Here is a 21,647-nt window from a genome sequence, read left to right as displayed (position 1 = left end):
CGTGAATGAGGAAACGCCATGAAAACACTTCCATCGCGACGCGGTGTCATGACCGCCGGGGTCGCCACGGCCCTGTCGCTGGCGCTCGCCGCGTGCGGCGGCGGCTCAGGAGGGGGCTCCACCGCCGCCCCGTCCGCCGCCCCGAGCCAGTCGGCGGCCGTGCAGGACGCGCTGTCCAAGCCGGCCGAGCTGACGTTCTGGACGTGGGTCACGGGGATCGAGAAGACCGTCGCCCGCTTCCAGGCGAAATATCCGAACATCAAGATCAACGTGGTGAACGCAGGGCAGTCCGCCGACCAGTACACCAAGCTGCAGACCGCGATCAAGGCCGGCTCCGGCGCACCCGACGTGGCGCAGATCGAATACTTCGCGCTGCCGCAGTTCGCGCTCTCCAAGCAGGTCGTCAACCTGGCCGACTACGGCGCCGCCGGGTTGAAGGACAAGTTCGCCGCCTCGGCGTGGGGCCAGGTGGCGATCAACGGCGGCGTCTACGGCATCCCTCAGGACACCGGCCCCATGGCGATGTTCTACCGCAAGGACATCTTCGACAAGCTCAAGCTCCAGCCGCCGAAGACCTGGGCGGAGTTCACCGAGGCGGCCAAGAAGATCAAGGCCGACAACCCGGACAACTTCATCACCTCCATCGACCCCGGTGACGCCGGCGGCGTGGACAGCATGATCTGGCAGGCGGGCGGCGCGCCGTTCAAGACCTCGGGCGAGAGCAACGTCAGCGTCACGCTCGACACCGACCCCGGCGTCAAGCAGTGGGTCGGCACCTTCAACACCCTGCTCAGCGAGAAGCTCGTCGACCCGCAGCCCGGCTGGACGGACGAGTGGTGGAAGGGCATGGGCGCCGGCAAGTACGCGGTCTGGCTGACCGGTGCCTGGGCCCCGAACGGCATCATGAACTCCATTCCCAAGACGAAGGGCAAGTGGGCGGTCGCCCCGATGCCGCAGTACGACGCGGCCAAGCCGATGAACGCCGAGAACGGCGGCTCCTCGGTGGCGGTCATCCCGCAGAGCAAGAACATCCCGGCCGCCGTGGCGTTCGCCGAGTGGCTGAACTCCGACCCGGAGGCCGTCAAGTCGCTGAACGAGGAGGCCGGGCTCTTCCCCGCCACCAAGGCGCTGCTCGACGACCCGGCGTTCCGCGACGCGTCGGTGGACTTCTTCGACGGGCAGAAGATCAACCAGGTCCTGGGCGACGCCTCGGCCGCCGTCCAGCCCGGCTGGCAGTACCTGCCGTTCCAGGTGTACGCCAACAGCATCTTCAAGGACACCGTCGGCCAGGCCATCGACGGCGGCGGTGACCTGGCCGCCGCGCTGAAGACCTGGCAGGACCGCATCACCGCCTTCGGCACCGAGCAGGGCTTCACGCTCAGCAACAGCTGACCTCGGACCGGCGGCCCGGCGGGAGACACTCCCCGCCGGGCCGCCGCTTTGCGTGCGGGGCCGGCGCTTCCGCCTCACGCTGCGGCTGAACGACGGTCAGGCGACCTTGGGGGTGGCGCGCATGCCGACGTACACGCACGGGACCCCGTTGGACAGCGTGGAGAACACCACGGGCATGTAGTCCTCGCTGAAGGACGGGCCGGCGCCGGAGGCGGCGAACACCGTGTCCGACACCGGCTCCAGGTCCATGTCCAGAGGCGGAGACAGGTCCTTCATGCCGTCGACGAACTCGTAGCGCATGTGCGCGCCGCCGTCGTCCTTCCGGGTGACGGTGATGACGACGCCTTCCCGCTTGTACGTGCCCAGCAGTGGCGTGAGGTCGATCTGCGGCGGCTCGGCGGCCGGGGCGAACGGTTCGGGCATGCGCACACCCGCCAGTTCGGCCAGCAGCTCGCGGAACAGGTCGGCGTACAGCAGGCGGGCGCTGCCGCCGTTGGTCATCAGCGCGATCGCCACCCCCGCCTGCGGGACCACCCGCAAGTAGGCGTACTGGCCGATCGCGGCGCCGTCATGGCCGCAGCCGGCGATGCCGTCCCAGTCGTACAGCGTCCAGCCCAGCCCCCAGCCATCGGCGCTGACCGTCCACTTGTCCGGCACGTCCGCCTCGCGCCGCTGCATCGCCGCCACGGCCTCGGCCGACAGCAGGCGGCTGCCGTCGGGGGCGGTGCCGCCGTCCAGGTGCAGCCGGGCGAAGCGGACCATGTCCCCGGCCGAGACGATGACCCTGCCGTACGGGCCGGCGGAGCGCGACATCAGGTCCCAGGCCGGCGCCGGGTCCGGGTCCTGGCCGGGCTCGCCCAGGTGGCTCATCGCCACCCGGAAGCGCAGCGCCTCCTCCGGCAGCGTCATCGAGCGTTCCAGCCCGAGCGGCGCGAACAGCAGATCCTTGAGCGCCTGGTCCCACGTCAGGCCGGTGAGCACCTCCACCACCCGGCCCAGCACCACATAGCCCAGGCTGCCGTAGGAGACCGCGGTGCCCGGCGGGCAGTCCAGCGCCACCGACCGGGCCGCCGCCACGTATTTCGCCAGGCAGTCATCGCCCCGCCCCGCGTCGTAGGTGAAGTCGTTGGTCACCCCGCCCGTGTGGCTGAGCAGCTGCCGGATCGTGATCGCCCTGGTCGCCTCCGGATCCGGCGTGCCGAACTCCGGCAACACCTCCACCACCGGCGCGTCCAAGTCCAGCAGGCCCATGTCGGCCAGCCGCATCACCAGCGTGGCGGTGTAGACCTTGGCGACCGACCCCGACAGGAACACCGAATCCGGCGTCACCTCCACCCCGGTGCCCCGGTGCAGCACCCCGCTGGCCAGCTCGTGGATCTCTCCATCGGCCAGGATCGCCAGCGCCGCGCCGGGCACGTGGTGGACGGCACGCAGCTCGTCCAGCCGCGCCTGCCAGCGCGCGACATCCACTTTGTGGCCCTGAGAGCTCCAGGCGCCCCAGTCGCCCACCGCCGTCCAGTCGCCCTGCTCGTTCCAGTCCACGGTCGTCGACATGTTTTCTCCTTAGGTAAGAGGTTGAGTGTTCAGCGGTGTCCGGCCAGGGCGGGCTCTTGCGGGGTTGCCGCGTCCCGCCGTACCGGATCGGTCTTGTGGCCGCGCAGTATGAAGGCGGCCAGGAGGGCCGCCAGCAGCACCCCGGCGGCGCTGATCACGAAGACCGAGGACATCGCCGCAGTGAAGGCCTCACGGGCGGCCTGCGCAATCGTGATGTCCCCGGCGGTGACACCGTCCGCGATCGAGCGCCGGGCCGCGTCGGACGCGGTCGCGGGCATGGCGGCGGTGTAGGCGCCGGACAGGACGCTGCCCAGCACGGCGATGCCGAGGGCGGCGCCGAGCTGCTGGATGGTGTCGTTGAGCGCGGAGCCGGCACCGGCGTGTTCGGCGGGGACGGTGCCCATCAGCGCGGAGACGGCCGCGGGCATGGCCAGGCCGCCACCCGCGCCGAGCAGGGACAGGCCCGCGGCGGGCAGGAGGATGCCGTACGCGGGAGAGACGGCGGCGAGCAGGCCGAAGCCCGCGGCCATCACGGTGAGCCCGATGACGATCAGGGTCCGGTTGCCGAGCCGCGCGCCGAAGGCGGCCCCCAGCGTGTTGAAGGACAGGGAGGCGACCGCCATCGGGATGAAGGCCAGTCCTGCCTGCGTGGGCGTATAGCCGAGGACGTACTGCAGGTATTGGGTGAGGACCAGCATCAGGCCGCCGTTGCCGATCTGGACCAGGGTGAGGGAGAAGCTGCCGCCGCTGAAGACGCGGTTGCGGAACAGGCCGAGTGGGACCATCGGATGCGCCGTACGCAGCTCCCAGATCACGAACCCGGCCAGGGCGGCCACGGCGGTGGCCAGCCCGGGCCAGGACAGCCCGTGCGGCAGCTCGATGATCGTCCAGACCAGCGCGGTCATGCCGGACACCGAGAGGATCGCGCCCAGCGGATCCGGCCTGCTCGACGGCCCTTTCGACTCCGGCATGAGGACGAGTGCCGCGACGATCGCCAGTGCGGCGATCGGTACGTTGATCAGGAACACCGACCCCCACCAGAACCAGGCGATCAGCACGCCGCCGAGAACGGGCCCGCCGACCAGGCCGACCATGGCGACCGCGCTCCAGGCCGCCATCGCCTTGCGCCGCTCCTCCGCGCTGAAGACCGTGATGAGGATGGACAGCGTGCTCGGCATGACCAGCGCACCGCCGACGCCCATCACGGCGCGGGCGGCGATCAACTGGGCCGGATCGGCGGCGAAGGCGGCCGCGAGCGAGGCGGCGCCGAACAACGCCAAGCCGACGATCATGACCTTTCTGCGGCCGAACCGGTCCGACAGGCTGCCGGCGGTCAGCAACAGGCCGGCGAACACCAGGATGTACGAGTCCAGGATCCACTGTGTGTCCTGGGCGTCGGCGCCGAGGTCGGCGGCGAGCGGCGGGATCGCCACGGTCAGCACCATGTTGTCGATGACCAGCACGAGCAGGCTGAGACATAACACGATCAGGATGAGCCAGCGGCGTGGGTCACGTGCTTGCATGAAGAACCCCTCATGAGTGTGCGCATGGGCGGGCGCTGCGGGCGCGCCCATGTCAGACTTCGTTCCGATATGCCGATCACCGGGTCCGGGTCCGGCTCCGGCTCCGGCTCCGGCTCCGGCGGCAAGATCAAGCATTCGCCTTGGAGGGGCCGCGAACAACGGCGGATGCCGCAACGTCGGTTAACACAGAGGTTCACGATCGGGGGCGGGATGGAGCTGCGTGACATCGAGATCTTTTTGACCTTGGCGGAGGAGCTCCACTTCGGCAGGACAGCCGACCGGCTGCACGTGACGACGGCACGCGTGAGCCAGGCGATCAAGAAGCAGGAACGCACGGTCGGCGCCCAGCTGTTCGAGCGCAACAGCCGCAACGTCCGGCTCACCCCGGTCGGCGAGCAGCTCTACCAGGACCTGCGGCTGGTCTACCGGGGCCTGCGCGACAGCATGGACCGTGCCAGGATGGCGGCGCAGGGCAAGACCGACGTGTTACGCATCGGCATGCTGCCCAGCAACGCCTACGACCTGCGCCCGTTCTGGGAGGAGTTCCGGTCCCGCCATCCGGCGTGGGGGCTTCGGATCCGGCACAATCCGTTCGTCAACCCGTTCGAGCGGCTCCGGAACGGGGAGGTCGACGCCCTGGTCTCCTGGCTGCCGGTGGAGGAGCCGGACCTGACCGTCGGGCCGGTGATCTTCACGGAGCCCAGGGTGATGGTCGTATATCCCGGCCACACGCTGGCCGGCCGCGGGTCGGTCTCCCTCGAGGCATTGGGGGACCACGGCGTCATGCGTACCGACATCGTCCAGCCTGAATACTTCGAGGACGCCTTCACGCCCTTCCAGACCCCCAGCGGACGCGCCATCGAGCGCGGCCCGGTCATCTCGAACCTGGACGACATCCTCACGCTCGTCGGCGCCGGCGAAGCCGTACACAACCTGGCCGCCCACGCCACCCGCTACCACGCCCGCCCCGACATCGTCTATTTGCCCATCCACGACGCCCCGTGGCTGAGATGGGCGCTGGTCTGGCGCACCGACGCGGAAACCGCGCTCATCCGCGCCCTGGTCCAGGTCATCCGCGACCTCGGCCCCGCGTCTCTCTGAACCGGAGACCGGAATCGGCGGCCCGCCGCACGACACTGGGCCGCCGATCCGCTGGAGCTACGCTCGATCACACCGCCGGCGCGAGATCGAGCAGCGCGTCGACCACCTGCTGCCGGCGCAGGCGGGTCTGTTTGGGCATGTTCCAGCCGAGCACGCCGGTGATCGTGCCGCCCCGGCGGTAGAGGGCGACGAAGCGGCGCTCGGCCAGGTCCCCGTCCACGACGGACACCTCGGCGTCCGCGTACGGCGTCCCGTACACCTGGATCTTGGCGTCGAACTGGTCGGTCCAGAAGTACGGCACGGGGCGGTAGGGCTGGTCGGCGCCGAGGATGTTGGCCGCCACGACGCCGGCCTGTTCGGTGGCGTTGGTCCGGTTCTCCAGCCGGACCAGGTCACCGAGGTGGTCGTGATGCCAGCGGGCCACGTCGCCGGCCGCGTAGATCCCTTCGGCCGCGCGGCAGCGGGAGTCGCACACCAGTCCGTTGTCCACCCGCAGGCCGCTGCCCGCCAGCCATTCGGTCGCCGGGTCGGCCCCGATCGCCACCACGACCACGTCGGCGGGCAGCACCTCGCCGGTGTCGAGGCGCACGCCCGTGACCCGGCCATGCTCGCCTGCCAGCCCGCTGACCCCGGAACCGAGTCGCAGGCCCACCCCGCGCTCGGTGTGCAGGCCGGCGAGCAGTCCCGCGACCTGCGGTCCGAGCTGGGCGGCCAGCGGCGCCGGTTGCGGGCCGGCCATGGTGACCTCCAGGCCCATGCCCCGCGCGGTGGCGGCGATCTCCGCCCCGAGCACCCCCTCACCGACGACCACGAGCCGCGCCGATTCCCGCAGCTCCGCCCGCAGCGCCAGCGCGTCGTCCAGGGTGCGCAGCACGTGCACCCCGGCCAGTCCGGCCTGCCCGGGAAGCGTGCGGGGCCGCAGCCCCGTGGCGATGACGACGGTGTCGGCGCGCAGGGCGCGCCCGGACGCGGTGTGGACGGTACGCAGCTCCGCGTCCAGCCCGACGGCCGCATCGCCGAGGACGAACTCCGCGTCCAACGCCGACAGGACCGGCTCCGGACGCAGCCGTGCCCGTTCGGGGTCCCAGGCGCCGGAAAGGACCTGCTTGGACATCGGCGGCCGGTCATAGGGCAGGTGCGGCTCGGCGCCCAGGACGGTCAGACCGCCCTGGTAGCCCTTGCGTCGCAGCGCCTCCGCGGTTGCCAGCCCGGCAGCGGAGGCACCGACCACCAGAACGCTCACGCGTTCTCGCTCAGCTCGATCGCGGCCCCGGGGCAGACGGCGGCGGCCTCGCGGACCGTCGCGTGCAGCGGCTCGGCCGGCTCGGCGTCGAGCAGGATCACGATCCCGTCGTCTTCTCGCTGGTCGAACACCTCAGGCGCGAGCAGCACGCACTGGCCGGCACCGCAGCACTTGTCCTCGTCCACGATCACTTTCATGAGGGCTTCCTCTCTTGTTCAGGTTGTCGTCGTGACCGGCGCGAGCCATATTCCGACGATGGCGTCGATCAGCCCGGTCGCGACGTCGTGCCAGCTCGACCGGGGGGTGGGCAGGCCGTCGGCGAGGGCGCGCTCGCGCTCGGCGCACATGTGCAGCATCAGCTGGCTCGCCATGTGAGAGCGCTCGGTCCGCACTTCGGGCGGCAGCTCGGGAAGGCCTCGGTTCAGCCGGTCGATGATCTCCCGCAGCGTGGGCGAGTTGAGCGCCTCGTCGATCATGATCCCGCGGAGCGTCGGGTCGGTCAGCACCTGGGCGGCGAACCGGGCGTACCAGGTGGGGTTGCCCAGGGCCGCAAGGTGCTCCGTGCTCGGGCGGATCACGCAGGCCACCAAGTCCCGCACGTCCGTGGAGTCGCCGATCTCGGCCAGCATCCGCTCGCGTGCGCGCTCGACCGGCTCGGCGTGCTTGCGCACGATCGCCCGTGCCAGGTCGGCTTTGGTGCCGAAGTGGTAGCCGACCGCGGCATTGTTGCCCTGACCTGCGGCCTCGCTGACCTGGCGGTTCGACACGGCGTACACCCCGTGCTCGGCGAACAGCCGCTCGGCCGCCGTCAGGATCTGCTCCCGTGTCGCGCTGACGCGCTCGGCCCGCGCGGTCCTGCCCGCCACGGTCACCACCGCACCGGGACCTCGCGGAGCCCGCCGACGATGAGTCCCTCGACCCGGTGCAGTTCCCCGGCCGGAACGGCGAGCTCCAAGGAGGGCAGCTTGCGCAGCAGCACCTCCAGCACGACCTGCAGCTCGGTACGGGCCAGCGCCTGCCCCACACACGAATGGGCCCCGGCGCCGAAGGCCAGATGCGGATTCGGGGTGCGGCCCAGGTTCATGTCGTCGGCGCCGTCGAAGGCGCTCTCGTCGCGGTTGGCCGCTGCCATGCTGCACACCACGGTCGTGCCGCTGGGGACCACGGTGCCGGCGATCTCGGCGTCCTCGCTGATGTAGCGCGTCATGCCGAAGCCGGAGTTGGCGTCGAACCGGAGCGCCTCCTCCACCGCGGGGCGGATCAGCGATCGATCCGCCAGGAGCTGCTCCCAGCGCCGCCGGTCGGCCAGGAGCATGCCGACCATCTTCCCGATCATGTTCGCGGTGGTCTCGTGCCCGGCGATCAGCAGGCCCATGCCCGTGGCCATCAGTTCACCGTCCGACCACTGGCCGCCCTCGGCGTCGCTGTTCCTGATGATCTCGCTGAGCAGGTCATCGGCCGGCTGGGCGCGCTTGGCGGCGACGTGGCCCATCATGTAGGTGACGAACTCGGCCTGCGCGGCCTCCGTCTCCTCCTTGGTGTATCGCGTCATGTTGAGCAGCGCGTCGGACCAGTAGGAGAACTTGTCCCGATCGGATTCCGGGACCCCGAGCATGTCGCAGATCACCCACACCGGCAGCGGGAAGCCCAGGCTCGCCTTGAGATCCGCCGGCTGGCCGCTCTTGACCATGTCGTCGATGAGCTGCTCGGCCGTCGCCTCGATCCCGGGCCGGAGGACGGCCATCCGCTTGGCCGTGAACCACTTGCTGATCATGCGCCGCCACCGCTGGTGCGCCTCGCCGGACTGCGGGATCAGCATCGCCATCTCGGAGTCGAAGACCCCGGCCCCCGTCTCCGAGACCTGTGCCGCGTCCGCGGCGGTCCGGGTGAAGCGCGGGTCGGACAGCACCTGCTTGACGTCCTCGTATCGGGTCAGCAGCGATGCCTCGTCACCGCTGGCCAGCTTCACCCGCGCCACGGGGCACTGCTGCCGCAGTCGCGTCCATTCCGCGGGCGGCTCCAGGGCTGCCTCGCTGGGAATCGGGTAGCTGAGCAGCTGCTGACTGTCGCCTTGGCTCACCGGGGACCTCCTTGACTGACCTGTGCGTTCGCCCTCAGTAAATCGAGGGCGCCAGTATTAAGTCAAGCACCTGATTTAATCTTACGGAGAGCTTACTCCCCGTTCCGGCCAGGGCCGACGCGACAACCCCAGCGAGGCGGGGCATGGGACGCTGACATGCCTTCTCGGATCGGTTAGTTGATCTTGCGTGTGTAGACGACTCTGTCCACCAGGCGCTCTGGCTGTCCTGGCGGAGTGAAGTACAGGTCGAAGGTGTGCCGGTCCTTCGAGCTGATCCTGATCACTGTGCGCATCGGGATGGTCTGGCCGGCGAACTCGGGGCCGAGCACGCCCGGATCGGTGAACTCGCCGGGGATCGAGAGCACTGAGGACGGGCCCCACATCGCCTCGCCCCGGTAGGTCATCGCCTGGGGGGTGACGTTGTCGAAGGTGGTCCATTCGTAGCGCTTGTCGATGTTGGAGAAGCCGAGCACGCCGATTCGGTAGTACGGCCGGCCGCCGAGGGTCCCCTCGGAGGTCTCCTGCAGGTAGCGCTTGCCGGTCTTGGCCAGCCAGCGCACCTTGATCGTGATGCCGCGCGAGACGATGGGCTTGCCGCCCTCGCCCAGCACGTAGTTGTACTTGGTGGCCTTCCAGGTGCCGACCAGGGGCTCCAGCAGGCGGTGGTAGGAGCCCGGCTGCAACACGTCGTCGGGCGCGACGGCCACCGTTGCGGCGGGGGCTGTACCGGCCTCGGCGGTGCCGGTCAGCCCGGCGAGGGCGAGTACCGCCGCCAGGGACAGGGCGATCGGCTTGACGGTCATCACAGGTGTCTCCCGAAGTGGGCGGCGGTGGTGTCGCCGTCGATGGTGACCAGGTGGTTGCCCAGCAGATGCTGGGTGGCCTCGAAGCCGCCGAGCACGGCCTTCCAGGCGTCCACGATCTGTTCCGGGGTGAGGCTGACCGGTTCTCCCCCGTTGAGGCTGGTGTAGTCCAGCCTCACCTCGTCGGCGAAGACGCCGGCGAGGCGGTCCCACTCGCGCTGGTCGGCGTGCCAGGCCATGCGCGCGCAGGTGTCGATGACATCCAAACGATCCATGCGGCCCAGGATGTCGGCCCGCGTACTGGGCGCGGCAGTCGAAGAGGTTGCACAGGTGGCTGCATGATCCTGCACGCCGCCGGGGGCGTCACAGCCAGCCGCGCTCCTTGGCCAGCAAGGCGGCCTGGAAGCGGGTGCTCGCATCGAGGCGGGACATCAGATCGGCGACGTGGGCACGGAACTTGCGGACCGAGACGTTGAGCGCCCGGGCGGCGGCCTCGTCGGTGTCATGGCAGGTCAGCGCATGCAGCACCCGCTGTTCAGTGGGAGACAGCGGCAGGTCGTCCAGGTCACGGGCGCGTGCCCACATGCCCTCGAAGACCTCCGACAGCATCGCCACCGCGCCGGGTTGGCGGATCTGCAGCGCGCCCGCCTTCGGGTCGACGGGGTCGGCCTGGACGAACACGACCGACCGGTTGACGACGGCCAGGTGCCGGAACGGCTCGGTGGTGACCCGGTGCAGGTCCCCCAGCGTGCCCCAGAATCGCGCGTACGGCTCCTGTTCGGGATCCTCCAGAGCGCACGCCGAGAACAGGGTACGGCTGCGCAGACCGGCAGCCAGGAAGCCCTTGAACGGAGCGGCGGCGTACTCGGTTCCGCCGTACAGTGCGCGCGCCTTCATGTGCACGAACTCGCGGGGATCGTCGGCCAGCATCGCGTACATGCGCCGGGTCACGGTCGGCCCGTCCGCCAGGTGCTCGACCATCTGCACGGGCCGACCGCTGCGATGCTCCTCGGCCAGTTCCTTGAGCACGTCCCAGGCGACGGTCAGCTCCGTGAGCTGCCGCTGGGTCTGCTCCACCCGCCGCCGCACGAGCAGGTCCACGGCCGTGGCCGGGGTGACCGCGATCAGCGCCCCGTCCACCAGTGTCAGCGCGCGCAGCTCGGCGGCCACGCCGCGCACGTCGGCCATGCCGAGATCGACGCCGGCCGCATCCAGATCGGTGTGCGGCCTGCGCAGCAGGTAGCGGTAGAGGCGTTCCTGTTCGGCGGTCAGCCCGAGGCTGGCCAGGCTCATCATCACTCCCAGGTCTCGTGCTGAGCACATCAGCTGCTTCCCTGCGGGCACTGCATTCGGCGACGTCCGCGTGTGCCGGTTCGGCGCGGCGTCCGGTGTGCCGCTGATTGTGCTGCTTGGCGCTCTAGAGCTGCGAGCGGCAGGGACACCCGTGCCCGAGCCGTGTTGCTACGTGGGCGGTGGAAAGGGGCATGCGAGATCCTTCTCGTCGGGTAAGTGTCGAGCCTTTTAGACGCTTTTGCGCAGGCCAGTTTGCGGTCGCTCCGCGTGGTTTGTCAAAGCGTCGAAGTTTCTAGACACTTAAGTCATGGAAGACGAGCAGGAGCCTCTGGTGCTGCACACATCTGCGCAGTTCAGGGCGCTCGGGCACCCGTTGCGCCACCGCATGGTCAACGTGCTGCGCCAGCGCCCCGCCACTATGAGCGAGCTCACGGCGGCGCTCGGGTCGACCAAAGGCACGATTGGTTATCACGTACGCGTCCTCCGCGAGGCCGGTCTGGTCCGCCTGACGGACACCCGGCAAGTGCGTGGCGGCACCGAGCAGTGCTTCGCGCTGGCCAGGAAGGCCTTCACGCTGGACGAGCACGCCGGTGTCGGAGCCGAGTTCCTCCTCCGCGCCGCTCTGGCGGAGATGCTGTCCTCCCGTCCCGGAAATGCAGAACACACCGCGTTGCAGCACCTGTGGCTCACCCCTGACGAGGCCCGCGCGCTGGCCGCGCGGCTCGCCTCCTTCGTTCACGAGAAGCACGCGGCCGTCGACTCCGGCGCCGAACCCTACGGGCTGCTGCTCAGCCTCTACCGGGCCGACATTCCCGTCCTGCCATTGGGTGAGTAGCCTGAGCAGGCCCCTTTCCCGGCTCGGATGTTCTTCCTCGACGCGATGACATTGGCCGCGCTCATGGCGGGGATCATCTTCCTGACACGCGGCCGGAAGCCGTGACCGCCTCCTGCTTCCGCAGGAAGGCGGTGAGCCGGTCCAGCGGCCAGGTGTTGATCACGTCTTCGGCGCTGAGCCAGCCGCGTTGCGCCGTGCCGATGCCGTAGCGGAGGTTGGCCAGGTGGCCGACCGCGTGGGAGTCGCTGTCGACGGCGAACTTCACCCCGTACCGCCGGGCCCGCCGGATGAGCTCGGCGGCCAGGTCGAGGCGGTCGGGGAAGGCGTTGATCTCCAGCGCGGTCCCGGAGCGGGCGCAGGCGCGGAAGACCCGGTCCCAGTCGGCGTCGATCGGCGGGCGGCGGCCGATCAGCCGGGCACTGGGATGGCCGATGATGTTGACGCACGGGTGCTCGGCGGCGCGTACCAGCCGCCTGGTCGTCTGGTCCCGCGGCAGGTCGAAGTACGAATGCACGGAGGCGACGCACACGTCGAAGCCGGCCAGCACGTCGGGCGGCCAGTCCACGTCGCCGTCGGCGTCGATGTTGAGCTCGATGCCGTGCAGCAGCCGGAGCCCGTTCGTGCCGTCCAGCTCGCGCACCCGCTCGCGTTGCGCGAGGGCTTTGTCCAGCGTCATCTGCTGCATGTAGAGCTTGGGCCCGTGGTCGGTGACGGCGTAGTACGCGTACCCGCGCTCGGCCGCGGCGGCGACCATCTCCTCCAGCGACGCGAGGCCGTCGGTGAGCTTGGTGTGGGTGTGCAGGTCGCCGCGCACGTCGTCCTCGGTGACCAGATCGGGCAGCTCTCCGGCCAGCGCGGCCTCGATCTCGCCGATGTCCTCGCGCAGCGTCGGGGGGATCCACGGCAGGCCGAGCCGGTGGTAGACCTCCTCCTCGGTCTTGGAGACGATCAGCTCTTCGGTGACGGCGTCGAACAGGCCGTACTCCGACAGTTTGAGCTTGCGGTGTACGGCGATCTCGCGGGTGCGGATGTTGTGCGCCTTGGCGCCGGTGAAGTACTGCATGGCCGCGCCCCACGCGTCCGGCGGCACCACGCGCAGGTCCACCTGGAGCCCGTGGCTGGTCCTGACCGAGGTCTTCTTGTCGCCGTGCACGATCACCTCGGTCACCTGAGGAAGATCGACGAAGGCGGACATGAGCGCCTTCGGCCGGTTGGAGGTGGCCAGGATGTCGATGTCGCCGATGGTGTCCTTCATCCGGCGCAGCGAACCGGCGTACCCGCACCGCCGGCAGCCTCCCACCGCCCTGAGCACCGTCACGATGTCCTCGGCCAGCGGCATGGCCACTCCCAGGTGGACCCGCTCGGCGGCGTCACGCAGCAGGGCGATGCCGTGCAGCAGGTTCTCCTCGGTCTTGGCGCCGAACCCCGGCAGGCCTCGCAGGGCGCCGGCGTGGATCGCCGATTCCAGGCTCTCCGGGGAGTCCACGCCCAGGCGCTGATGCAGCACCATCGCCCGCTTGGGCCCCAGCGCGGGAATGCGGGTCAGCGCGCGGACCCCGGCGGGGATGCGGACGCGGAGCTCCTCGAGCTGCGCCATGGTGCCGGAACGCAGATATTCGGCCACCTTCTTGGCGATCGACTCCCCCACGTTGGGGATCTGCCGCAGCTCGTCGGCGTCGTAGCCGGCGATGTCCGCCAGGTGGGCGCCGATGGAGCGGGCCGCCTTCTGGTAGACGCGGATCTTGAAATCCTCACCGCCGGTGATGGCCAGCAGGTCGGCGTACTCCTCCAGCACGGCGGCCACGTCGTCGTTGGTGCGAGCCATGACGCATCGTCGCCTCCCTCCCGCACCCTCCTATCCCGAAATATCGGCCTCTATCCTGACCTGGGGAATCCAGCCACCGGCCAGGACCATGGCACGCTGGCGGGCGGACAGACGGTGCCGGAGGAGCACGCCGCCGCAGCTGATCTCGCTCCCGTTCTCCACCGCCTCGCGCAGCCCGTCCAGGCGCACCTCGTCGCCCTGGTTGAGCCGGTCGTAGCCGGCTTCGTCGGTGAATTCCAGCGCCAGCACGCCGAAGTTGGCCAGGTTCTGCCAGTGGATGCGGGCGAAGGACTTGGCGATGACGACCCGGAGCCCGAGGTGGCGGGGGACGATCGCGGCGTGCTCGCGCGAGGAGCCCTGGCCGTAGTTGCGCCCGCCGACGATGGCGTGCGGCCCCGCGGCGCGGGCACGTTCCGGGTAGGTGTCGTCGATCTGGCCGAAGGCGAAGTCGGCCAGTGCCGCGATGTTGCTGCGGTACGGCAGCGCGCGGGCGCCCGCGGGCATGATCTCGTCGGTGGAGACGTCGTCGCCCACCTTGAGCAGAACCGGCAGGGTGAGCGAGTCGGGCAGCGGATCCAGCTCGGGCAGCGCTCCGATGCTCGGGGCCTTGACCAGGGCGACCTCGCGGGCCTGTTCGATCGGCAAAGGCCGCTGGAGCAGGGCGGTGGTGGCGCTGACCGGACGCGGCGGCCGTACCTGCGGATGGTCCCGGCCGAGATCGCGCGGGTCGGTGATGACGCCGGTCAGCGCGGCCGCGGCGGCGGTCTCGGGCGAGCAGAGCCAGACCAGGTCGTCGCGGGTGCCGGAGCGGCCGGGGAAGTTGCGCGGGAACGTACGCAGGCTGTTGCGGCCGATGGCGGGGGCCTGGCCCATTCCGATGCAGCCCAGGCAGCCGGTCTGGTGGATGCGGGCGCCGGCCTCGACCAGCGCGGTGATGGCGCCGCTCTTGGTGAGGTCGGCCAGGATCTGCCGCGAGGTCGGGTTGATCTCCAATGACAGCTGCGGGTGCACCTGCCGGCCGCGCAGCGCCTCCGCCACCACGGCGAAGTCGCGCAGGCCCGGGTTGGCCGACGAGCCCACCACGACCTGGTGGACCGGCTCGCCCGCCGCCTGGCGCACCGGGATCACGTCGCCCGGCGAGCCCGGCCGGGCGATCAGCGGCTCCAGCCGCGACAGGTCGATCTCGTCGTGGAGGTCGTAGCCGGCGTCCGGGTCGGCGGCCAGCTCGACGTGATCGGCTGCGCGGTCCTGTGCGTCGAGGAACTCCAGGACCCGCTCGTCGGAGGGGAAGACCGAGGTGGTGGCGCCCAGCTCGGCGCCCATGTTGGCGATCACGTGCCGGTCCATCGCGCTCAGCGTGCGCAGCGCGGGACCGTGATACTCAATGATCTTGTTGACGCCGCCCGCCACCCCGTGGCGGCGCAGTAGCTCGAGGATGACGTCCTTGGCGCTCACCCAGTCCGGCAACGCACCCGTCAACCGGATGCCCCAGACCCGCGGCATGGTCACGAACAGCGGCTGCCCGGCCATGGCCATCGCCACCTCCAGGCCGCCCACGCCGATCGCCAGCATGCCCAGGGAGCCGGCGGCGCAGGTGTGGGAGTCGGCCCCGGCCAGCGTCTTGCCCGGCACGCCGAAGTGCTGCATGTGGGTGGGGTGGGAGACGCCGTTGCCGGGCGGGGAATACCAGATGCCGAACCGCCGGCAGGCCGAGCGCAGGAAGAGGTGATCGGCCATGTTGCGCTCGTCGGATTGCAGCAGGTTGTGGTCGACGTACTGGGCCGCCACCTCGGTGCGTACCCGGTCCAGGCCCAGCGCCTCCAGCTCCAGCATCACCATCGTCCCCGTGGCGTCCTGGATCAGCGCCTGGTCGACGCGCAGGCCGATCTCCTCGCCGGGCCGCATCTCGCCGCTGACCAGGTGGGCGCTGATCAGCTTCTGGGTCAGGTTCACAGGGCGCTCCACCTCCCCTTCCGGCGGCTCGCGACTACCCGGGCGGCCTGCCCCCAAACCCGCCGGCCGAGCTGTTAGCGGCCCATGGGCTGGGGTAGCCGCGCTGGTAGGCGAGGGGAAGAGGAGTGTGGGTGTCATGCGCACACGTCAGAGCGACTCTCAAACACCGGTAGAGGCAGGCAGTACGCGGGCGAGAACCGCGGCCGTCGCGGGTGTCGGCGCCGCTGTGGGCGCCGCCGTGGAGTACTTGTTCGATCCGGATCGGGGCCGGAGCCGCCGGGCGAAGGTACGCGACCGGGCCTCGCATGCCACGCACGAGCTGTCGTACGGACTCGGCCGCCTGAGCCGGGACCTGAACAACCGCACCCGTGGGGTGGCCGCCGGGACCCGCTTCCGGGTGACCGGCCGCTTCGCGGACGACCGCATCCTGTACGAGCGCGTACGCGCCCAGATCGGCCGCTACCTGGCCCACCCGCATGCCGTGGAGGTGAAGGTCGAGGACCGAGTGGCGCGGCTGCACGGCGACGTGCTCACCGGCGAGGACCGGCGCGCGGTGCGGGCGGTTCGCCGCATCCCCGGGGTCAAACGCGTCGAGGTCAAGTGGCGCGTCCACCGGGACCCGTCGGAGGTGCCGCGGTTCCAGGGCCTGGCCCGCGCCCGGCAGCCCGTTCCCGAGCTGCTCCAGCAGCATTGGGCGCCGTCGGTCAGATTCCTGGCCGGTACGGGCGCCGCCGCGATGTGGATCTTCAGCCGCCGGCTTCCCCGGGTGATCTCCTGGCCGCTGCGTGGCGCGGGGTTCGTGCTCGGCGCGCGCGCCGCCACGAACCTGCCGCTGCGCAGGCTGACGGGCATCAACGCAGGCCGCCGCGCCGTCGACGTCACCCGCGCGGTCTCGGTCGCGGCGCCTCCTGAGCGCATCTGGCCACTAGTGAGTGATTACTCCATCTTCGCCAGGATCATGCCCGATGTCCGCGAGGTCCGGCGAGCCACTGATGGCCGGCTGTCGCACTGGGAGATCCGCGGCCCCGCGGGCCGGCCCATCCGGTTCGACGCCGTCGAGACCAGCCGCCAGGAAGGCAGCCACATCGCCTGGAAGTCCATCGAGGGCCAGCTGATCGCCCACACCGGGGAAGTACGGCTGGCGCCCGAGGAAGGCGGCAAGACGCGGGTGCAGGTGCAGCTGACCTACAACCCCGTGGCGGGCGCCACCGGGCACGCCGTCGCGCGGCTGCTGGGCGCTGACCCCGGGACCAAGCTCAGGGAGGACCTGCTGCGGCTGAAGTCGTACATCGAGGAACAGCGGCAGCCCGCCATGGGCGGATAACCCGCGAGGGGTCCCGGCGGCTGAGCGGGGGGAGCTCGTGACGGGGATCAAGCAAGCCGGCGAGAAGAAGCTGATGCTCTTCTCCGGTCGCGCGTACCCCCATCTCGCCCACGAGGTGGCCCGCGAGCTGCGGATCGAGATCACCCCGACCGAGCTGCGCGACTTCGCCAACGGTGAGATCTACGTCCGGTTCGCCGAGTCCGTCCGCGGCTCGGACGCGTTCGTGATCCAGTGCCACACCAGCCCGATCAACACCTGGATCATGGAGCAGCTCATCATGGTCGACGCGCTCAAGCGCGCCTCCGCGCGGCGCATCACCGTGGTGGCGCCGTTCTTCGGGTACGCCCGCCAGGACAAGAAGCACCGCGGCCGCGAGCCGATCTCGGCCCGGCTGATGGCCGACCTGTTCGCCGCCGCCGGGGCCGACCGGCTCATGGCCGTCGATCTGCACACTGCGCAGATCCAGGGCTTCTTCGACGGCCCCGTCGACCACCTGCAGGCGCTCCCCTTGCTCGCCGAGCACGTCACCCGGAACGTGGACACGGAACGCCTGACCGTGGTGGCGCCGGACGCCGGCCGGGTCCGCGTGGCCGAGGGGTGGACCGACCGGCTCGGCTGCCCGCTGGCGATCATCCACAAGCGGCGGGACACCGCACGGCCCAACGAGGTGAGCGTGCACGAGGTGGTGGGCGAGGTGGCCGGGCGCACCTGCGTGATCATCGATGACATGATCGACACCGGCGGCACCATCGTACGGGCCGCCGAGGCCCTCACCAGCCGGGGCGCCACCCAGGTCATCGCGGCCGCCACCCACGGGGTGTTCTCCGGAGACGCGGTCGAGCGGCTGGAGAAGGCCGGCCTGGCCCAGCTCGTCATCACCAACACGCTGCCCACGCCCGCGCGTCTCCCCTCCGGCAAGCTGGTCGTGCTGTCCATCGCTCCGGTGCTGGCCCGGGCCATCAGCGAGGTTTTCCTGCAGGGGTCGGTGACCAGCCTGTTCGAGGGCGAGGGCTGACCGGCGATGCCGCGCGCGACATTGGTGGAGGTCATCAGGGAGATGGGGATGACCGATCCCCGCCTGCTGGCCGCCTTCGCCGCCACGCCGCGTGACCGGTTCGTGCCGCCGCGCTCGATCTCGCGCGCCCAGCTCGACCAGCCGATCCCGATCGGCCATGGCCAGCCCACCTCACAGCCGTCCCTGGTCGCCCAGATGATCGACGCCCTACGGCTGACGGGCACGGAGACCATCCTGGAGATCGGCACCGGGTACGGCTACCAGACCGCCCTGCTGGCGCGGCTGGCCCGCCGCGTCTATTCCATGGAGCGCTATGCCGACCTGGCCGAACACGCCCGGGCCAACCTGGCGGCGGTGGACGTGACCAATGCCGAGGTGGTGGTCGGCGACGGCACCGCCGGCCTGCCCGGCCACGCGCCCTTCGACGCCGTCGTGGTCTCCGCCGCGGCTGCGGAGGTGCCCGAGCCGCTGGCCGAGCAGCTCACTGAGGGCGGCCGGCTGGTCATGCCCATTTCGGGGACGATAGCCGACATCGTCACGCTGTTCACCAAGCGGCAGGGCCGCCTGATACAACAGCGGCGGGTGGCCCCCGCCCAATTCGTCCCGTTGGTCGGCAAACACGCCAAAGGCGGCGACGAACCACCGCACCGCTCCACCTGCTTGTGATGACCGGGCCGGCCCGGGGCCCGGCCCGGTCACTGGCCTTACCGCCGCCGTGCCCCCATACCCAGCGTGACCAGGCCGAGAATGGTGATGATGGCGCCGACGATCACGTTGGTGTAGATCGTCGTGGTGGTGTCCGCCTCACCCCGGATCAGCCAGGGAGCCACGATGGTCCAGACGCCGATAAGAGGCGCGGTCCAGGCGATGCCGTAGGTGCGGCCGAAGGCTGAGCTGAAGCCCAGCGCCAGCAGCGCCACGGCTATCCCGGTGACGAGGTTGTTGACGGTGAGCGAAGATATGCCGGTGAATCCCACGATCCACGGCGACAGCGCCAGGAAGAGCCCCGCCAGCAGGGTCAGCCCGTCCGCGATCTGGACCGCGGGGTTGGCCGCGGCTATCTCGTACCTTTCTCGCATGCGGATGATGTCGGGATGCCGCTCCATTTCGCGGGTCATCGTGACACCACCTCCCCCTCGGTGACGGGACCTTCTCCCGTCGTTCGGGGGTCTACTACCCGACCTGGGCGAACGCATACCGGCGAGGGCGTTTGCGGATAACTCACCGGATACGCATGCCTGGTTGTCCCCTCCATGGGCAGGGTCCCGTCATGCGTGCCATGCGACTTTCCACCCTTGACGAGCAGACGTACGTCGTGGTCCTCGACGACGGCGACGAGGTGGTGGACGGGCTGACCGCGTGGGCCGACGAGGTCGGCATCCGGTCGGCGCGGCTGACCGGCATCGGCGGCTTCCGACGGGTCACCCTGGGCTTCTACGACCCGTCCGAACTGGACTACCGCAGGATCCCGGTCGACGAGCAGACCGAGGTGCTGGCCCTGGTGGGTGACTTCACCATGACCGAGGACGGCACGCGGCCGCAACTGCACGCCCATGTGGTGGTCGGGCAGGCCGACGGCGCCGCGCGCGGCGGCCACCTGCTCTCCGGGGAGGTGTGGCCCACCCTGGAGGTGATCGTCACCCAGACGCCCCGGCATCTGCGGCGCCGCCACGATCCGCACACCGGCCTGGCGCTCATCGACCTCAGCAGGTGACGCGCCTGGGTACGCACAGCGCGCCCGCCAGGGCGACGGCGGCGAGGACGAGCCACGGCAGCGGCCCTTCGGCGTCGAAGAGGGCGCCGAGCGGAGCGCTTCCGGCCAGGACCAGCAGCCCGGACAGGGAGGACATGGCGCCGGTGTAGAGGCCCAGCCGGCGCTCGCCGGCCAGGTCCGGCAGCCACGCCCGCGCCGCGGGGACCACGAGCATCTGCCCGGCGGTCAGCAGCACGACGAAGGCCAGCGACGGCAGCAGCCCACCGGCGGCGCGCACGGGGAGCAGCAGCCCGGCGGCCGCCGCGCCGGCGGCCATCAGTCCCAGGCCGGTCAGCAACGCCCGGCGCAGGGACAGCCGGCGCGCGGCCCACGAGGACAGCGGGATCTGCCCGGCCACGACCAGCGCCGAGGAGAGCGCGAACAGCCAGCCGAGCGCACCCTGGGTGCCCGTGGCCCGTTCGATCTCGGCGGGCAGCGCGAGATAGAGCTGGTTGTACAGGAGCAGGTAGCTGCCGTAGGCCGCGCACAGCGCCAGGAACCGCCTGTTACGCGCGATCTCCCCCAGTCCCCGGCCCACCGTGCTCACGGGGGCGGGTGGTCTCGATGGCATGAGCACCAGGTGCCCCAGCAGCACCAGGACGAACACCGCGGCACCCGCCAGGCACGCCGCGCGAAACCCCAGGTCGAGCAGGGCCGCGCCGAGCACTGGGCCGATCAGCGCCCCGGCCTGCCCGGCGGCGTTGAACAGCCCCAGGACCTTGGTACGGGCGACGCCGGTGGCCCGCTCGTGCGTCACCGCCTGCCGCGCGATCTCCGATTCGACCGCGGGCGAGAACAGCGCGGCGGCGAACCCGACCAGCAGCACGGCCGCGACGACCGCCCACGTGCTCTGCGCGAACCCGAGCCAGCCGAACCCCGCCACCCGCAGCAGGCAGCCCGCCAGCACCACCGGCCGTGGCCCGAACCGGTCGGTGAGCGCGCCGCCGATCACGAACAGCCCCTGCTGGCTGAAGGTCCGCAACCCCAGGATCAGCCCGACGAGCCAGCCCGCCAGCGCCAGCGCGCCGGTCAGGTGGGCGGACAGGTAGGGCAGGACGGCGAAGAAGCCCAGGTTGAAGGCGAACTGGGTGGTGATGAGCAGCCGGGGCAGCGCGGGCAGGCCTGCCGCGATCACACGGCGCCCAGGTCCGGTACGGCGGCGAGCAGCTCGCGGGTGTAAGCGTGCGCGGGCGCGTCCCACACCTGGTGGACCGGGCCGGTCTCGACGATCCGGCCGTGGCGCAGCACCGCGACCTGATGTGCCACGTGCCGGACGAGGGCCAGGTCGTGGCCGATGAACAACTGGCCGAGTCCCAGCTCGTCCCGCAGGTCGGCGAGGAGGTTGACGATCCCGGCCCGTACGGACGGATCGAGCGCGGACACGGGCTCGTCGAGGACGAGCAGCCGGGGGCCGCCGGCCAGGGCGCGGGCGATGCCGACGCGCTGGCACTGGCCGCCGGACAACTCGTACGGCCTGCGCCGGGCCAGCGAGGCGTCCAGGCGCACGAGGTCGAGCAGCTCGCCCACCCGGGCCGGTCCGGCCACCGGATCCCATCGTCCCTGGACGCGCAGCGGCTCGGCGATCGCGTCGTACACACGCCTGCGCGGGCTGAGCGAGCCGTAGGGGTCCTGGAAGACGGGCTGCAGCGCGGGCCGCAACGGGCGCATGGCCTTTTCGCCGAGTCCGGTGAGCTCCCGGCCCTCGAAGCGCACCGAGCCGCTCTCGGGCCTGCGCAGCATGAGGACGGCGGCGGCGATGCTGGACTTCCCCGAGCCCGACTCGCCGACCAGGGCGAGGGTCTCACCGGCGGGCAGCGTGAAGGAGACGCGGTCGACCGCGAGAACGGGCGGGGTGCGGCGGCCCCGCGACGGGTAGCGCACGGTGAGGTCACGCACCTCCAGCAGGGGCGGCGCCATCGCGGGCGTCTCGGACGGCGTCATACGGGCCCCTCC

21 protein-coding genes are annotated in these 21,647 nt (G+C 70.8%); 7 read left to right on the top strand and 14 right to left on the bottom strand.

Annotation, left to right across the window (positions count from 1 at the left end; translation table 11 throughout):
- Positions 1-18 precede the first annotated feature (18 nt).
- On the top strand, positions 19-1,392 hold the full coding sequence (locus ACTMTI_RS03005) for an ABC transporter substrate-binding protein (RefSeq protein WP_441118023.1): 1,374 nt from the start codon (positions 19-21) through the stop codon (positions 1,390-1,392).
- Between the two features lie 96 nt (positions 1,393-1,488).
- On the opposite strand, the gene ACTMTI_RS03000 is transcribed toward ACTMTI_RS03005, so the two are convergent.
- Both ACTMTI_RS03000 and ACTMTI_RS02995 read right to left on the bottom strand, forming a co-directional pair.
- Entirely contained in the window at positions 1,489-2,946 is a 1,458-nt protein-coding gene (locus ACTMTI_RS03000; protein ID WP_441118022.1) for a serine hydrolase domain-containing protein, read from the bottom strand.
- 29 nt (positions 2,947-2,975) lie between these two features.
- The gene (locus tag ACTMTI_RS02995) at positions 2,976-4,469 is read right to left on the bottom strand and encodes an MFS transporter (RefSeq protein WP_441118021.1); all 1,494 of its coding nucleotides are present in this window, start codon (positions 4,467-4,469) and stop codon (positions 2,976-2,978) included.
- Positions 4,470-4,679: 210 nt separating this feature from the next.
- Here ACTMTI_RS02995 and ACTMTI_RS02990 point away from each other — a divergent pair, with 210 nt between their 5' ends.
- Positions 4,680-5,570: a LysR family transcriptional regulator gene (locus ACTMTI_RS02990; protein WP_441118020.1), complete on the top strand. Its 891-nt coding sequence runs from the start codon at positions 4,680-4,682 to the stop codon at positions 5,568-5,570.
- Between the two features lie 67 nt (positions 5,571-5,637).
- Here ACTMTI_RS02990 and ACTMTI_RS02985 read toward each other — a convergent pair whose 3' ends face one another.
- The 7 genes from ACTMTI_RS02985 to ACTMTI_RS02955 form a co-directional block, all read right to left on the bottom strand.
- Positions 5,638-6,813: an NAD(P)/FAD-dependent oxidoreductase gene (locus ACTMTI_RS02985; RefSeq protein ID WP_441118019.1), complete on the bottom strand. Its 1,176-nt coding sequence runs from the start codon at positions 6,811-6,813 to the stop codon at positions 5,638-5,640.
- Complete coding sequence (locus ACTMTI_RS02980; protein ID WP_441118018.1) at positions 6,810-7,010, bottom strand: ferredoxin; 201 nt, start codon at positions 7,008-7,010, stop codon at positions 6,810-6,812. The genes ACTMTI_RS02985 and ACTMTI_RS02980 overlap by 4 nt, the downstream gene beginning before the upstream one ends.
- Before the next feature lie 18 nt (positions 7,011-7,028).
- Positions 7,029-7,688 carry a TetR/AcrR family transcriptional regulator gene (locus tag ACTMTI_RS02975; RefSeq protein ID WP_441118017.1) on the bottom strand — a complete coding sequence of 220 codons (660 nt, stop codon included), beginning with the start codon at positions 7,686-7,688 and terminating at the stop codon, positions 7,029-7,031.
- A complete protein-coding gene (locus ACTMTI_RS02970; RefSeq protein ID WP_441118016.1) occupies positions 7,682-8,893 on the bottom strand; it encodes a cytochrome P450 in 1,212 nt (403 codons plus the stop codon). The genes ACTMTI_RS02975 and ACTMTI_RS02970 overlap by 7 nt, the downstream gene beginning before the upstream one ends.
- Before the next feature lie 173 nt (positions 8,894-9,066).
- A complete protein-coding gene (locus ACTMTI_RS02965) occupies positions 9,067-9,696 on the bottom strand; it encodes a DUF1579 family protein (RefSeq protein ID WP_441118015.1) in 630 nt (209 codons plus the stop codon).
- On the bottom strand, positions 9,696-9,971 hold the full coding sequence (locus ACTMTI_RS02960) for a nuclear transport factor 2 family protein (RefSeq protein WP_441118014.1): 276 nt from the start codon (positions 9,969-9,971) through the stop codon (positions 9,696-9,698). Before ACTMTI_RS02960 ends, ACTMTI_RS02965 begins: the two co-directional genes overlap by 1 nt.
- 88 nt (positions 9,972-10,059) lie before the next feature.
- Positions 10,060-11,019, bottom strand: a complete 960-nt coding sequence (locus ACTMTI_RS02955) for a hypothetical protein (RefSeq protein ID WP_441118013.1) — start codon at positions 11,017-11,019, stop codon at positions 10,060-10,062.
- Positions 11,020-11,296: 277 nt separating this feature from the next.
- Here ACTMTI_RS02955 and ACTMTI_RS02950 point away from each other — a divergent pair, with 277 nt between their 5' ends.
- A complete protein-coding gene (locus ACTMTI_RS02950) occupies positions 11,297-11,824 on the top strand; it encodes an ArsR/SmtB family transcription factor (protein WP_441118012.1) in 528 nt (175 codons plus the stop codon).
- A 73-nt stretch (positions 11,825-11,897) separates the two neighbouring features.
- On the opposite strand, the gene polX is transcribed toward ACTMTI_RS02950, so the two are convergent.
- Together polX and ACTMTI_RS02940 are read right to left on the bottom strand one after the other, a co-directional pair.
- Positions 11,898-13,649 (bottom strand): DNA polymerase/3'-5' exonuclease PolX, encoded by a 1,752-nt coding sequence (gene polX, locus ACTMTI_RS02945; protein WP_441118011.1) that lies wholly within the window; start codon positions 13,647-13,649, stop codon positions 11,898-11,900.
- Between the two features lie 30 nt (positions 13,650-13,679).
- Complete coding sequence (locus ACTMTI_RS02940; protein ID WP_441118010.1) at positions 13,680-15,602, bottom strand: aconitate hydratase; 1,923 nt, start codon at positions 15,600-15,602, stop codon at positions 13,680-13,682.
- 136 nt (positions 15,603-15,738) lie between these two features.
- On the opposite strand from ACTMTI_RS02940, the gene ACTMTI_RS02935 reads away from it, so the two are divergent.
- Genes ACTMTI_RS02935 through ACTMTI_RS02925 form a run of 3 tightly spaced genes read left to right on the top strand, consistent with a single transcriptional unit; the run spans position 15,739 to position 18,607 of the window.
- Positions 15,739-16,926, top strand: coding sequence for an SRPBCC family protein (locus ACTMTI_RS02935; protein ID WP_441118009.1), 1,188 nt, complete (start codon positions 15,739-15,741; stop codon positions 16,924-16,926).
- Between the two features lie 37 nt (positions 16,927-16,963).
- Positions 16,964-17,941: a ribose-phosphate diphosphokinase gene (locus tag ACTMTI_RS02930; RefSeq protein WP_441118008.1), complete on the top strand. Its 978-nt coding sequence runs from the start codon at positions 16,964-16,966 to the stop codon at positions 17,939-17,941.
- A 6-nt stretch (positions 17,942-17,947) separates the two neighbouring features.
- Positions 17,948-18,607: a protein-L-isoaspartate(D-aspartate) O-methyltransferase gene (locus ACTMTI_RS02925; protein ID WP_441118007.1), complete on the top strand. Its 660-nt coding sequence runs from the start codon at positions 17,948-17,950 to the stop codon at positions 18,605-18,607.
- Between the two features lie 38 nt (positions 18,608-18,645).
- Here ACTMTI_RS02925 and ACTMTI_RS02920 read toward each other — a convergent pair whose 3' ends face one another.
- Positions 18,646-19,059 carry an SPW repeat protein gene (locus ACTMTI_RS02920; protein ID WP_441118006.1) on the bottom strand — a complete coding sequence of 138 codons (414 nt, stop codon included), beginning with the start codon at positions 19,057-19,059 and terminating at the stop codon, positions 18,646-18,648.
- 152 nt (positions 19,060-19,211) lie between these two features.
- Between ACTMTI_RS02920 and ACTMTI_RS02915 the strand changes: the two genes are divergently transcribed.
- Positions 19,212-19,655, top strand: coding sequence for a PPC domain-containing DNA-binding protein (locus tag ACTMTI_RS02915; protein WP_441118005.1), 444 nt, complete (start codon positions 19,212-19,214; stop codon positions 19,653-19,655).
- Here ACTMTI_RS02915 and ACTMTI_RS02910 read toward each other — a convergent pair.
- Together ACTMTI_RS02910 and ACTMTI_RS02905 are read right to left on the bottom strand one after the other, a co-directional pair.
- Entirely contained in the window at positions 19,645-20,829 is a 1,185-nt protein-coding gene (locus ACTMTI_RS02910) for an MFS transporter (RefSeq protein ID WP_441118004.1), read from the bottom strand. The two genes, ACTMTI_RS02915 and ACTMTI_RS02910, sit on opposite strands and share 11 nt — an antisense overlap.
- Positions 20,826-21,635, bottom strand: coding sequence for an ATP-binding cassette domain-containing protein (locus ACTMTI_RS02905; protein WP_441118003.1), 810 nt, complete (start codon positions 21,633-21,635; stop codon positions 20,826-20,828). Before ACTMTI_RS02905 ends, ACTMTI_RS02910 begins: the two co-directional genes overlap by 4 nt.
- Positions 21,636-21,647 lie beyond the last annotated feature (12 nt).

The organism is Nonomuraea sp. H19 (assembly GCF_052068215.1).
GTDB lineage: Bacteria > Actinomycetota > Actinomycetes > Streptosporangiales > Streptosporangiaceae > Nonomuraea.
Note: the sequence above shows the minus strand (reverse complement) of the source record. Positions and strands in the feature narration are given on the sequence as shown.